The sequence below is a fragment of the Cetobacterium somerae ATCC BAA-474 genome, from assembly GCF_000479045.1.
Taxonomy (GTDB): Bacteria; Fusobacteriota; Fusobacteriia; order Fusobacteriales; family Fusobacteriaceae; genus Cetobacterium_A; species Cetobacterium_A somerae.
The window spans coordinates 1-13,701 of record NZ_KI518179.1; the positions used below are offsets into that span (position 1 = coordinate 1).

Annotated in this window: 13 protein-coding genes and 4 tRNA genes; 14 read left to right on the top strand and 3 right to left on the bottom strand. The window is 28.6% G+C overall.

Annotated features, from left to right (window positions below; translation table 11 throughout):
* Nucleotides 1-75 precede the first annotated feature (75 nt).
* The 9 genes from HMPREF0202_RS14785 (at nucleotide 76) to HMPREF0202_RS09105 (ending at nucleotide 5,406) form a co-directional block, all read left to right on the top strand.
* On the top strand, nucleotides 76-1,632 hold the full coding sequence (locus tag HMPREF0202_RS14785; protein ID WP_023050509.1) for a type II secretion system protein GspD: 1,557 nt from the start codon (nucleotides 76-78) through the stop codon (nucleotides 1,630-1,632).
* A gap of 1 nt (nucleotide 1,633) precedes the next feature.
* Complete coding sequence (gene rfaE1 / locus HMPREF0202_RS09070) at nucleotides 1,634-2,620, top strand: D-glycero-beta-D-manno-heptose-7-phosphate kinase (RefSeq protein ID WP_023050510.1); 987 nt, start codon at nucleotides 1,634-1,636, stop codon at nucleotides 2,618-2,620.
* Nucleotides 2,621-2,629: 9 nt separating this feature from the next.
* On the top strand, nucleotides 2,630-3,106 hold the full coding sequence (gene ispF / locus HMPREF0202_RS09075) for a 2-C-methyl-D-erythritol 2,4-cyclodiphosphate synthase (protein ID WP_023050511.1): 477 nt from the start codon (nucleotides 2,630-2,632) through the stop codon (nucleotides 3,104-3,106).
* Between the two features lie 60 nt (nucleotides 3,107-3,166).
* Nucleotides 3,167-3,242, top strand: a tRNA-Val gene (locus tag HMPREF0202_RS09080).
* 6 nt (nucleotides 3,243-3,248) lie between these two features.
* Nucleotides 3,249-3,325, top strand: a tRNA-Asp gene (locus HMPREF0202_RS09085).
* A 5-nt stretch (nucleotides 3,326-3,330) separates the two neighbouring features.
* Nucleotides 3,331-3,406, top strand: a tRNA-Phe gene (locus HMPREF0202_RS09090).
* 15 nt (nucleotides 3,407-3,421) lie between these two features.
* Nucleotides 3,422-3,496: transfer RNA gene (locus HMPREF0202_RS09095), tRNA-Cys, on the top strand.
* Between the two features lie 86 nt (nucleotides 3,497-3,582).
* Entirely contained in the window at nucleotides 3,583-4,035 is a 453-nt protein-coding gene (locus tag HMPREF0202_RS09100) for a coiled-coil domain-containing protein (RefSeq protein WP_023050512.1), read from the top strand.
* A 21-nt stretch (nucleotides 4,036-4,056) separates the two neighbouring features.
* Nucleotides 4,057-5,406, top strand: coding sequence for a glucose-6-phosphate isomerase (locus HMPREF0202_RS09105; RefSeq protein WP_023050513.1), 1,350 nt, complete (start codon nucleotides 4,057-4,059; stop codon nucleotides 5,404-5,406).
* 33 nt (nucleotides 5,407-5,439) lie between these two features.
* On the opposite strand, the gene HMPREF0202_RS09110 is transcribed toward HMPREF0202_RS09105, so the two are convergent.
* Complete coding sequence (locus HMPREF0202_RS09110; protein WP_023050514.1) at nucleotides 5,440-6,255, bottom strand: carboxypeptidase-like regulatory domain-containing protein; 816 nt, start codon at nucleotides 6,253-6,255, stop codon at nucleotides 5,440-5,442.
* 103 nt (nucleotides 6,256-6,358) lie between these two features.
* On the opposite strand from HMPREF0202_RS09110, the gene HMPREF0202_RS09115 reads away from it, so the two are divergent.
* From HMPREF0202_RS09115 to leuS, 4 genes are all read left to right on the top strand, one after another.
* A complete protein-coding gene (locus HMPREF0202_RS09115) occupies nucleotides 6,359-6,922 on the top strand; it encodes a DUF1694 domain-containing protein (RefSeq protein WP_023050515.1) in 564 nt (187 codons plus the stop codon).
* 1 nt (nucleotide 6,923) lies between these two features.
* Entirely contained in the window at nucleotides 6,924-8,195 is a 1,272-nt protein-coding gene (gene murA, locus HMPREF0202_RS09120; protein WP_023050516.1) for a UDP-N-acetylglucosamine 1-carboxyvinyltransferase, read from the top strand.
* Nucleotides 8,196-8,207: 12 nt separating this feature from the next.
* Nucleotides 8,208-8,918: a 23S rRNA (guanosine(2251)-2'-O)-methyltransferase RlmB gene (gene rlmB / locus HMPREF0202_RS09125; protein ID WP_023050517.1), complete on the top strand. Its 711-nt coding sequence runs from the start codon at nucleotides 8,208-8,210 to the stop codon at nucleotides 8,916-8,918.
* A gap of 71 nt (nucleotides 8,919-8,989) precedes the next feature.
* A complete protein-coding gene (leuS, locus tag HMPREF0202_RS09130; protein ID WP_023050518.1) occupies nucleotides 8,990-11,602 on the top strand; it encodes a leucine--tRNA ligase in 2,613 nt (870 codons plus the stop codon).
* A gap of 50 nt (nucleotides 11,603-11,652) precedes the next feature.
* On the opposite strand, the gene HMPREF0202_RS09135 is transcribed toward leuS, so the two are convergent.
* Both HMPREF0202_RS09135 and aroE read right to left on the bottom strand, forming a co-directional pair.
* Nucleotides 11,653-12,006: a hypothetical protein gene (locus HMPREF0202_RS09135; RefSeq protein WP_040407081.1), complete on the bottom strand. Its 354-nt coding sequence runs from the start codon at nucleotides 12,004-12,006 to the stop codon at nucleotides 11,653-11,655.
* Nucleotides 12,007-12,025: 19 nt separating this feature from the next.
* Nucleotides 12,026-12,829, bottom strand: a complete 804-nt coding sequence (aroE, locus tag HMPREF0202_RS09140; RefSeq protein ID WP_023050520.1) for a shikimate dehydrogenase — start codon at nucleotides 12,827-12,829, stop codon at nucleotides 12,026-12,028.
* A gap of 100 nt (nucleotides 12,830-12,929) precedes the next feature.
* Between aroE and HMPREF0202_RS09145 the strand changes: the two genes are divergently transcribed.
* Nucleotides 12,930-13,583 carry a Crp/Fnr family transcriptional regulator gene (locus HMPREF0202_RS09145; RefSeq protein ID WP_023050521.1) on the top strand — a complete coding sequence of 218 codons (654 nt, stop codon included), beginning with the start codon at nucleotides 12,930-12,932 and terminating at the stop codon, nucleotides 13,581-13,583.
* Nucleotides 13,584-13,701 lie beyond the last annotated feature (118 nt).

Here is a 13,701-nt window from a genome sequence, read left to right on the forward strand (position 1 = left end):
TATGATTATTATAATGATGGGACTTTTAAAAAAAATAAAACAAGAGAAATTGGTAAAAAAAGGAGGTCAATTTAAATGAAATATAAAATTTTTATATTATTTATTTTCATATATTTTACTAATTTCTCAATGGAAACATATCCAAAGGAGTTAGATTTAAAGGATGTTCCTATTGTAGATTTATTTGCTCATCTTTCAAAATATTCTAAATATACAATGATTGGAGATAGCTATGTAAAAGATATAATAGTTGATGGATATTTTAAAAAGGGGACATCTATAGATGAAATTTTAGGTGTAATGGAAGTAACATATGGACTAACTAAAATAAAAAATGGAAAAACATTAATATTTCGTGGAAGAAAATCAGAAGATAAAGATATGCTTGTTGGAAAGGTATTTGATAAAAATACAAATAAAGAGTTAAAAGGAGTAAAAATAATTTTAAAAAAAAGAGAAACTATTGAAGCTTATTCAGGAACCTATGGAGAATATTTAATAGATAGTATTGTAAAAGGAACTTATTTCATCTCTATTTTATCTGATGATTATACTTATAATGGCGATTTTTTAGAAATAAAGGATGGAGTTAATAAATTTGATTTTTATGTAGAGAGAAAAAATTTAAATTTCCCTAAAAATATCCCTCAAGAAAGGGAACAAAAAAACAAAAAAGATGATATAATAGAAAATATTTCATTGGAAAATTTAAATCATGAAGAGATTGAAAAAATAATAAAAGAAACTTTTGAAGATAAATTAAAAGTTTCAATCAGTTCTGGAAATAATTCTATAGTACTTTTTGGAAAAGGTGATATAGTTTATACTGCAAAAAGTTTAATAAAGAAATTAGATAAAAGAAAAAAGCAAGTTAGAGTTACTGCAGAGATAATTGATGTAAAAGAAAATCTTTTTGAAGAGCTTGGTTTTAATTGGGCATATGATACTCAAGGAAAATTATCTGATAAAAGTAGCGGTATATATTTAGAAACACTTATATCTGGGACAGTAGATGGTTTAGGTGAAATAATGGGAAGTTCTATAAATTTTATAAGTAAATTTAACAGTGGAAAAGATGTTTTAGACCTAACTTTGACTTTATTAGAAACAACTCAAGATTTAACAATAAATGCGTTACCATCGATAATATTATTAAATGGTGAATCTGGAGTTTTAAAAATGACAGAAGAAGTTATTGTTGGTCAAGATAAAGAGGAAAACACGAATAATGATACTGTTACATATACCCCTATATTTAAAGAAGCTGGAATTATATTGAAAGTTTTACCGTACATAAAAGAAGATAATAGTGTTTATTTAGATTTAAATTTAGAAGCGAGTGATTTTAAACTAAAAAAATCTTTAAAACCTAGCGATATTAATTCTGGAACATTTAATGCAGATGGAGGTTCTAAAATATCTAGAAATCTTCAAACAAAAGTTAGATTAAAAAATAATGATGTAATTTTAATAGGTGGTTTAAAAAGAAAAATAGATCAAAAAATTAATAGTAAGGTTCCTATTTTAAGTGAAATTCCAGCTGTAGGAATTTTATTTAAGAGTAAATCAAGTAGATTAGAACATACAGATTTATACATAAAATTAAAAGCTGAAGTAATAGAGGAGATTTAAAATGGAAAAAAGTAGATTAGAAGAGATACTTAAAAGTTTTCAAAATTTAAAAGTAGCAGTAGTTGGAGATATGATGTTAGATGATTATTTAATTGGATCAGTTGAAAGAATTTCTCCAGAAGCACCAGTACCAGTAGTTTCAATAAAAGAGGAAAGATTTGTATTAGGTGGAGCAGCAAACGTAGTTAATAATCTATCAACATTAGGAGCTAAAGCAGTTTGTTTTGGAGTCGTTGGAGAAGATTTTGATGGAGATAGATTAATAAAAGAGTTAGAAAAAAAATCAATAGAAACAATGGGAATTGTAAGAAGTGATGATAGACCAACTATTGTAAAAAGAAGAATAATAGGTGGAAATCAACAACTTTTAAGATTAGATTGGGAAGATGCAAGACCAATTACTGAAAATCTAGAGGAAACTTTATTAAAGCAAATAGAGAAACAAATTGATGGTTTAGACGCAATAATTTTATCTGATTATGACAAAGGAGTTTTAACACCAAAAGTTGTAAAAAAGATAATATCATTATGTAAAGAAAGAGGGATAATAGTAACTGTTGACCCAAAACCTAAAAATGCTTTAAATTATATTGGAGCTACATCAATGACACCAAATAGAAAGGAAGCTATTGAGTGTTTAGGTAAAAAAAGTTTCGATAATATAATTGAGGTTGGAAAAGAGTTAAAAGAAAAATTAGAATTAGATAATCTTCTTTTAACAAGAAGTGAAGAGGGAATGAGTTTATTTCAAAATAATGAGGTAATAAATATTCCAACATATGCAAAAGAGGTATTTGATGTAACAGGTGCAGGAGATACAGTTATATCTGTATTTACGCTAGCTAGTGCAGCAGGTGTAACATTACACGAAGCTGCTAAGATAGCAAATACTGCAGCAGGTGTAGTGGTAGGAAAAATGGGAACATCAACAGTTACAACTGAAGAGATTTTAGATTTTTACAATAGAATTTATAATGAGTGGAAGTAGGTAGTATTTATGTTGAGAATTGGAAATGGTTATGATGTTCACAGATTAGTAGAAGGAAGAAAATTAATTTTAGGTGGAGTAGAGATACCCCACCTAAAAGGTGTTTTAGGTCATTCAGATGGTGATGTGTTAATTCACGCTATAATGGATGCTCTTTTAGGAGCTTTAGCTTTAGGAGATATAGGTCAGCATTTTCCAGATACATCAAATGAATATAAAGATATAGACAGTATGATTCTTTTAGAAAGAGTATTTAGCTTAATTAAAGAAAGAGGATACGGAATTATAAATTTAGATTGTATAATTGTTGCTCAACAACCTAAATTAAAACCTTATTTAGATGAGATGAGAAACAGAGTTTCTAAAGTACTAGAAACTGAAATTTCAAATATTAGTATAAAAGCTACTACAGAAGAGAAACTAGGATTTACAGGCAATGAGGAAGGAATAAAATCTTATTGTGTTGTTCTTTTACAAAAAAAATAAAAAATATAAAAAAATAGTTGCGTTAGTGAATGGATTGTGCTATACTAGTGTTGTCTTCAAGGAAGCATAGCTCAGTTGGGAGAGCACCTGCCTTACAAGCAGGGGGTCACTGGTTCAAGTCCAGTTGTTTCCACCATATAATGGGGGTGTAGCTCAGTTGGTTAGAGCGCATGCCTGTCACGCATGAGGTCGCGAGTTCGACCCTCGTCACTCCCGCCATTATTGCCCAGATAGCTCAGTCGGTAGAGCAGGGGACTGAAAATCCCCGTGTCGGTGGTTCGATTCCGCCTCTGGGCACCATTCAATTTTATAGAAGGCGACGTCGCCAAGTGGTAAGGCAGAGGTCTGCAAAATCTCTATTCACCAGTTCAAATCTGGTCGTCGCCTCCAAAATAAGAATTCAAACAGCTTTAGGGCTGTTTTTTTTTATTCTTTGTGCTATAATTGAAAAAAAATTAACCATAAAGAGGTAGTGTATGAAGAAAATAATTGTGATATACTTTACACTGATAGCATTAGCATATGGACAAGGAAAAGAACTTATATTCGAAGATGTTCCTAAAAATCATTGGGCATACAAAGCGATTCAAAATCTTGTAAATGAGGGAGTTATATCAGAAGAAAGTTTTTTGTTTAAAGGAGAGTTTCCTGTTTCAAGGTATAGTTTTGCAGAAGGATTAAATAGAGCTTTCAATACATTGAATGAAAAAAAAGCTAATAGAGGTGATTTAGTTATTTTAGAAAGTTTAGTTTATGAATTTTCTAGAGAGCTAACAAAAATTGGTTTTGATACAGATTTATTTAATGGAAAAATAGAAAATATGAGAGTTGATATTGAAGTGATTCGACAAAAAAATGATGAAACTCAAAAACAAGTAAATGAATTACGAAAGAGAATAGAAGTTTTAGAAAAAAATGTAGGTATCTAATTAATATGGAGGTTATATATTATGAAAAAGTTATCATTTGATTATTCAAATGCACTAGGATTTTTTAAGGAAAATGAATTATCGTTAATGGAAGCTCAATGTAAACTTGCTACAGAAACTTTAATGAATGGAGTAGGAGCAGGAAATGATTTTTTAGGTTGGATTGATTTGCCAACTAATTATGACAAAGTAGAGTTTAATAGAATAAAAGATGCAGCAGAAAAAATAAAAAATGATTCAGAAGTTTTAATAGTTATAGGTATTGGAGGTTCTTATTTAGGGGCTAGAGCAGCTATTGAATTTTTATCGCATACTTTTTATAATAATCAACCGAAATCAAAAAGAAAAGGACCTGAGATCTATTTTGCAGGACAAAATATTTCAGGAAAATATATAAATGATTTATTAGAAATAATTGGAGATAGAGATTATTCTGTTAATGTTATTTCAAAATCAGGAACAACAACAGAACCTGCTATTGCTTTTAGAGTATTTAAAAAGCATTTAGAGGAAAAGTATGGTGTTGAAGGTGCAAGAAAAAGAATATATGCAACAACAGATGCAAGCAAAGGTGCACTTAAAAAGTTAGCAACAGATGAAGGGTACGAAACATTTGTTGTACCTGATAATGTAGGAGGAAGATTTTCTGTTTTAACAGCAGTTGGATTATTACCAATTGCAGCAGCAGGAATTAATATAGACGAGTTAATGGCTGGAGCAAGAGATGCTCAAGAGGATTATAAAGCTCCTTATGAGAATAATGATTGTTTAAAATATGCAACAATAAGAAATATCTTAAATAGAAAAGGTAAAGATGTAGAGATGTTGATAAACTATGAACCAAGATTACATTATATTGGTGAATGGTGGAAACAATTATTTGGAGAGTCAGAAGGTAAAGATGGAAAAGGATTATTACCTGCAGCAGCAGATTTTTCAACAGATTTACACTCTATGGGACAATTTATACAAGATGGTAAAAGAATTTTAATAGAGACATTAGTAAATATAGAAACACCTGAATGCGATATGATAATAGAAGCTGATAAATTAGATTTAGATGGATTAAACTATTTAGCAGGAAAAGGAATGGATTTTGTAAATAAAAAAGCAGCTCAAGGTACAGTTTTAGCTCACGTAGATGGAGGAGTACCTAATTTAATAGTAAACTTACCAGAAGCAACACCATATCATTTAGGATATATGTTCTATTTCTTTGAAAAAGCTTGTGGAGTAAGTGGATATTTACTTGGAGTAAATCCATTTGATCAACCTGGAGTAGAAGCATATAAAGCTAATATGTTTGCTTTATTAGGAAAAAAAGGGTTTGAAAAGCAAGCTGAAGAATTAAATAAGAGATTAAAAAAGTAATAAAAATAAAGAAGCTCATTTTTGAGCTTCTTTTTAATTTACAAATATATTAAATTGTCTTAAGTCTTTATTGATGGTAAAAGGAGCACTTTGGTATCCTAGACTAGGAACTCTAAAATATGCATTTTCATAGTTTAAAATATCTCTAAATTCGAAAAGTCCATCTTTAGAAGTTTTTAATGTAGCTATAATTTTATTGTTACTACCATTTATTAACTCTAATTCAACTTCTTTTAGATAATTATTTCCCTGAACTAAAGCACCAGATATATAGAATGTTTTAGCTTCGAGAACAATTGAAATATCATTAATAAATTTCTCATTCTGAATTAACATAGAAACACCATTTCCATAAAAACCAGGTTTTTGAGCAAAAATTGATATTAATCCAACATGACCTTGAAAAAAGAAAACACCATTTGTATTTGTATTTATATCTAAGAGATTTTCTCCAATTTTAACTTTAACTTGAGCATCATTAATCGGTTCTCCAAAATTATTTATAACTTTGCCGTAAATTGATATTTTATTATCAGTCATATTTAAAACTAAACTTTGCGGAGGGTTAAAAATATAATCAACAAAAAAATTATCTCCAACTAATGATGTATACCCATCTTTTTTTACAGTAATTCTATATTTATTTTCAGGTAACTCTATAGAGAATTCTCCATTAATATCACTTTTTATACATTTAACTTGGTTAGAACTATTAAAAAAGCATACAGTGGCATCTCCTAATCTAAACTCTTTATCAGTAACAAATCCAGAAATAGTAATAGTTTTATTTTGTGCTAAAATATTAAGTGAAATTACAAAGATAAAACACAGAAAAAGTCTAAATCTCATAGAACCTCCGTTGTATTAATGTTATATTTAATTATATCACTTTTTTGATTTTATATGCTATAATTATTAATAAAAATAAATTTTTTATAGAAGGTGATTTTAGTTGGTAGATGATATAATAAACGAAAGAGAAAAAGCAAAGTTACACTTCTTAAAAACTCAAACAGAAAAGCTAATTTATTTAGGGGAATTTAAAGAAAATGTTTTAGCAGCTCTGGAAAAACAAGAGATTGAAAGAAATTTAATTCATAATGAAATAAAAGAAGCGATGAAAGATACAAGAGCTGTTTTACTAAAAATTAGAAGAGATATTCCTTTTGATTCAATTAAACCATATATAGATGAAGCTGAAAAGATAGGTCTAAGATATACACTTGTAGATGATATTACTTTTAGAGGAAATATTGGATTAGTTGTTGTTTCTCAAGAACCATTAGATAATGAAAATAAAGATGTTGTACTAGAGAGTGCAACTAAAATATATACTGATGCTGGATTAAGTGAAGCTTTTATATATGGTGAAGGGCATAAAATTTGTCCAAAGCATTATAAAGAATTAAAAGCAAAACTGCCAGAACGATTGGATAAGTTTCAAGAAATGAATTTTTTTGATAGATTATTTGGAAAGGTTTGCCCAATAGACAGATTTGACAAAAAGGAGAGATAACATGAGCGTAGAGGCATTTAAAATAATAGGTGGAAAGAAAATAAGTGGAGAATTAAAAGTAGAAGGAGCAAAAAATGCTGCTTTACCAATATTTGTAGCAACATTAATTGAAAAAGGAACTTATATTTTAAATAATGTTCCAAATTTAAGAGATATAGTTACTCTTGTTCAACTTTTAGAAAGCTTAGGACTTGAAATTGAAAAAATGGGAGAACATTCATATAAAGTAGTTAATAATGGACTAAAATCACTTGTTGCATCATATGATTTAGTAAAAAAAATGAGAGCTTCTTTTTTAGTTATGGGACCGATGTTAGCTCATGAGAAAAAAGCAAAAGTATCATTACCTGGAGGGTGTGCAATAGGTTCAAGACCAGTTGATTTACATTTAAAAGGATTTGAAGCATTGGGTGTTGAGATTAAAATAGATCACGGATATGTTGAAGGAGAAGCAAAAGAACTTATAGGTGGAAAAGTTGTATTTGATTTTCCTAGTGTTGGAGCAACAGAAAATGTTATTATGGCAGCTGTAAAAGCAAAGGGGAAAACAGTTATTGAAAATGCAGCAAGAGAACCTGAAATAGATGATTTATGTAATTTTTTAAATAAAATGGGAGCAAAGATAGAGGGTATTGGAACTGGAAGATTAGAAATTGAAGGAGTAGAGAAGTTAACACCTTGTGAATATTCAATTATTCCAGATAGAATAGTAGCTGGAACTTTTATAGTTGCATCACTTATGTTTGATGGAGCTATAACTGTTAAAGGAGTTATAAGAGATCATATAGAGAGTTTTATATCAAAGCTTGAAGAGATGGGAGCAGAGTTTGATATTGATGGAGATGTTTTAACAACAAAAACTAAATTAAAAGATTTAAAAGCAGTTAAAGCTACAACAATGCCACATCCAGGATTTCCAACAGATTTACAATCTCCAATGATGACTTTAATGTGTTTAGTAAAAGGAACAAGTGAGATAAAGGAAACAATATTTGAAAATAGATTTATGCACGTTCCTGAATTAAATAGAATGGGAGCGAATATATCAACAGATGCTAATATAGCAAGGATTGACGGAATAGAAGTGTTTTCATCAGCAGAGGTTATGGCTAGTGATTTAAGAGCAGGAGCTTCTTTAATATTAGCTGGACTACTTGCAGATGGAGAAACTATAGTAAATAGAATCTATCATGTAGATAGAGGATATGAAAACCTAGAAGTAAAGTTAAAAGCGTTAGGTGCAGATATAGAAAGAATAAAAGTAGAAATATAAAAGGGTGAGAAAATGGAAAAAGTAATAGGAATAAATCCTGTAATAGAGTTATTACAAAATAAGTCTAACAACATTGAAAAAATTGAAATATTTAAAGGGATGAGAGAAGAAAAGCTAGGTAAATTAAAGGCTTTGGCTTCAGCTAGAAATATAAAATTATTTCAAGTTGGAAAAAAAGAGGAGAACTCTCAAGGGGTAGTGGCATATTTAAGTGATTATGACTACTATATTGAGTTAGGAGAATTTTTAGAAAAGATAGCTAGAGATGAAAAATCAATAGTTTTAATTTTAGACGGAGTTCAAGATCCAAGAAATTTTGGAGCAATAATTAGAAGTGCTGAAATATTTGGAGTAAAAGGAATTATAATTCCAGAAAGAAATTCAGTTAAAATAAATGAAACTGTTATTAAAACTTCAACTGGAGCCATAGAACATGTTGATATAGTAAAAGTTACAAATATATCTGACGCAATAGAGAAGTTAAAAAAGTTAGATTTCTGGGTTTACGGTGCTGAAGGATCTGGAAGCAAGTATTATCATGAAGAAAAATATCCAAATAAGACAGCTCTTGTACTAGGTAGTGAAGGTGAAGGTATAAGAAAGAAAGTAAAAGAGAATTGTGATATTTTAGTTAAGATACCAATGCATGGAAAAATTAACTCATTAAATGTTTCTGTAGCTGGAGGAATAATACTTTCTGAGATAGCAAAAAATTTATATTAAATAAACCTGTGGAAGTACAGGTTTTTTTATGCTATATTATGAGATAAAATTAAAGCTAATGGGGTGAAGAGATGAGAGAATATAATTTTAGCCAAATTGAAGAAAAATGGCAACAAAAATGGAAAGAAGAAAATATATTTAAAACTGAAAATAAAGTTGAAGGAAAAGAAAATTACTATGTTTTAGAGATGTTACCATATCCATCTGGAAAACTACATGTTGGTCATGCTAGAAACTATACAATAGGAGATGTTATAGCAAGATATAAAAGAATGAAAGGGTATAATGTACTACATCCAATGGGATGGGATTCTTTTGGATTACCTGCAGAAAATGCTGCAATTCAAAATGGTGCGCACCCAGCGTTATGGACAAAATCAAACATAGATAATATGAATAGACAGTTAAAAATGATGGGATTATCATATGACTGGGATAGAGAGATAGCTACTTATACTCCTGAGTATTATAAGTGGAATCAATGGATATTTAAAAAAATGTTTGAAATGGGATTAGTTTATAAGAAAAAATCAACTGTAAACTGGTGCCCAGATTGTCAAACAGTTTTAGCAAACGAGCAAGTTGAAGATGGAATGTGCTGGAGACACTCTAAAACTCCTGTTATCCAAAAAGATTTAGAGCAATGGTTCTTTAAAATAACAGATTATGCAGAGGAGTTATTAGAAGGACACAAAGAGTTAGTTAATGGATGGCCAGAAAAAGTTTTAACAATGCAAAAAAACTGGATTGGAAAATCTTTTGGAACAGAAGTAAACTTCAAGTTGGTTGAAAAAGATGAAAATTTACCAGTATTTACAACAAGGGTTGACACATTATTTGGAGTTACTTATGCTGTAATTGCTCCAGAGCACCCATTAGTAGATGAAATTATAAAAATTAATCCAAGTATAAGAGAAGCTGTATCTGCGATGAAGAATACTGATATGATTGAAAGAACAGCTGAAGGAAAAGAAAAAAATGGTATAAATACAGGTTGGCATGTAATAAATCCTGTAAATGGAGAAAAAGTTGAGTTATGGATAGCTGACTATGTATTAATGAATTATGGAACTGGAGCTGTTATGGCTGTACCAGCTCATGATGAAAGAGACTTTGCTTTTGCTAAAAAATATGATTTGCCAATAAAAGTTGTAATTAATCCAATAGATAAAGAAACAAAAAAAGAGATTATGATAGAAGCTTCAGAGATGAAAAATGCTTTTGTTGGATCTGGAGTAATGACAAATTCTGAAGAGTTCAACGGAATATCTTCAAAAGAAGCTTTAGTTAAAATAGCAGAATATGTAGAAGCAAAAGGATTTGGAGAAAGAACAACAAAGTATAGATTAAAAGATTGGGGAGTTTCAAGACAAAGATATTGGGGAACACCAATTCCAGCTTTATATTGTGAAAAATGTGGAGTAGTTATGGAAAAAGATGAAAATCTGCCAGTATTATTACCAACAGATGTAGAATTCACAGGTAATGGAAATCCTTTAGAAACATCAGAAAGTTATAAGCATTCAGTATGTCCTTGTTGTGGTGGACCTGCAAGAAGAGATACTGATACAATGGATACATTTGTAGACTCATCATGGTATTTCTTAAGATATTGTGATCCTAAAAATACAAATTTACCATTTGAAAAGGATATAGTTGATGGATGGGTTCCAGTAGACCAATATATTGGTGGAATAGAGCATGCTGTAATGCACTTATTATATTCAAGATTCTTCTCAAAAGTTTTAAGAGATATGGGATTATTATCATCAAATGAGCCTTTTAAGAGATTATTAACTCAAGGTATGGTATTAGGGCCATCATATTACTCAGCAAATGAAAATAGATTCTTATATCCTGATGAAGTTGAAATGAAAGGATCTCAAGCTTTCTTAAAAGCAACAGGTGAAGAGGTACAAGTTAAAGTTGAAAAGATGTCAAAATCTAAAAATAACGGTGTAGATCCAGAAATTATGATAAATAAGTATGGAGCGGATACAACAAGATTATTTATTATGTTTGCTGCCCCACCTGAGAGAGAGTTAGAGTGGAATGAAAATGGATTAGCAGGAGCAGCAAGATTTTTAAATAAAATTTGGAGATTAGTTCTTGAAAATAAAGAATATTTAACAGATTCAACAACAATTGATTATGTAAAATTAAGTAAAGAAGATAAAGGATTAGTTAGAAAATTACATCAAACAATTAAAAAGGTAACTGAATCTATCGAAGCTGACTACCACTTTAATACATCGATAGCAGCAACTATGGAGTTATTAAATGAGATGCAAGATTTTAGAACTCAAGTTTTAGGAACAGATAAAGAAACATCAGAATCTAAAAAGATATTTAGAGAAGCGATGGTAAATGTTGTTATTATGTTATCGCCATTTACGCCTCATTTCTGTGATGAGTTATGGCAAGAGATGGGAAATAAAGGTATGTTATTCTTAGAATCATGGCCAACTCATAAAGAAGAATTAACTGTAGCAGATGAGATATCAATAGCTGTTCAAGTTAATGGAAAATTAAGAGGAACTTTAGAAGTAGAGAGAACTGTTTCTAAAGATGAGTTAGAAAAGAAGGCATTAGAAATAGAAAATGTTAAGAAATTTATTGAAGGGCAAACTGTTATAAAAATAATAGTTGTTCCAGGTAAAATTGTAAATATTGTAGTAAAATAAATTCAAGAAAAAAGGAGAGTATGAAGAACTCTCCTTTTTTTCTTAAAATTTTATTTTTTAAATTTATCCCAAAAACTAGGTTTTTGAGCATTTTTCATTCTTTTCTCTTCTGCTTGTTCTCTATGATAATTTGACCAATTTGGATTATTTTTCATGTTAGTTTTCATTTGCTTCATATAATTATAGGTAGCTTTTGTATTTTTATATTTTGTTATAAAATTATTTTTTATATCAATAAAAGTTTGAACAATTCCTTGAAAAAAACCAACAAATTTTTGAATTATTCTTTTGCACCAAGTAAATTTATAGATTTCTTTGCAATTTGGACATCTATATTTTGCAATTTTATCCATTATTTTCATTTTTTCTTTACACTTTGGACAAGTGATAATAATTTTTTTCATATTTAAAAAGCCTCCAATGTTATTTATAAATTCTATTAATGAGTTCATTATATATTTTTTCGTAATTAAATTCTCTTTCATTCCAAATCTCTTGAGATTTTATCCCTTGAGAGATTAGCATATATAAACCATTTTCAAAAGGTTTTCCTAAATCTTTAGCATATTTTAAAAATAAAGTCTCTTTAGGATTATATATTAGATCTAAAACAAAATCAAAATTTTGGATGATATTTTTCTTAACTGGTGAGACATTAATATTAGGAGTAGTACCAACAGGAGTGGCATTTATAAGTAAATAACCAGAAGTTTTTTCTAAATCATCATATGAAAGTAAAAATACATTTTTTAATTCATCTTCTGCATTAATAATATTTCTAGAAACAACATAGATAATAGCACCTGAATCTGAAAGTGCCTTAATACAAGCTTTTGATGCTCCACCAGTACCTAAAATAACTACTTTTTTATTTTTTAAGATTAGCCCCATTTTTTCAAATGTTTTTATAAGTCCAAAGTAATCAGTATTGTAGGCAATAAGTTTTTCATTTTCAAACTTTATACAATTAGCAGCTCCAATAGATTGAACTTCTGGAGATAAAATATCTACAAATTTTAAAATAGATGTTTTATATGGGGTTGTGACATTAATTCCTAAAATATCTTTCTGTTTTAAAACTTCTAAAAATTCTTTAATTTCATTTTCATTTTTTAAATCATAGATTTCATATTGTGCATTTATATCATATAATTCAAAAATCTTATCATGTAAGATTGGTGAGAATGTGTAAGAAATATTTTTTCCTAATAAACCAAATTTTTTCATAAAATCACCTCATATTATAATTATAGTATTATTTTTTCTAATAAACAATGGTATTATAATACTAAAAGTATTTTACAGATAATTGCAAAGGGGGAAAACTATGGTTGATTTGAAAAAATTAGTTAAATTTAAATTATTTAAAGAAATAGATGAAAGAGAATTAGATAAATTATTTCAAAAAATAAAGTGTGAAATAAAGCAGTTTAAAAAAAATGATATAATATTTTTTAGGGATGAAAAAGTAGATGGATTATTTATAGTTATTAAGGGACTTTTAAGTGCTGAAATGTTAAAAGATAACGGAGATGTACAAAAAATTGAAAATCTATCAAATGGAGATATTATAGGTTCGGCGTTTATATTCGGAAAAGATAATAATTTACCTGTTGATTTAATTGTTTTAGAAGAGGGGGAGTTATTACATATAGATAAGAAAAATTTACTAAAAGGATTTAATATCAATGAAAAATTTTTAATAAATTTTCTTAATGAAATTTCAGATAAAACACAATTTTTATCGAACAAAGTATGGAAAAATTTTAATAATAAAACAATAAAAGAAAAAATGTTAGACTATATACTGGAAAATACTCAAAGCAATAAAGTTATATTTAAACATTCTATTAAAGAATTAGCTGAATTATTTGGAGTAAGTAGACCATCTTTATCTAGAGTTATTAGTGAATTTGTTGAAGATGAAATTTTAAAAAGAGATGGAAAAAATAAATTCATTTTAAATAAAGAAAAAATTTAAATAAAAAAATAAAAAAAGTGTTGACAGAATATAAATATTGTGGTATTATACTTCTTGTAGCGGGAACAACCGCCACGATGAAAATCAAAGGACATTAACAACCGAATAGAGAAAATAG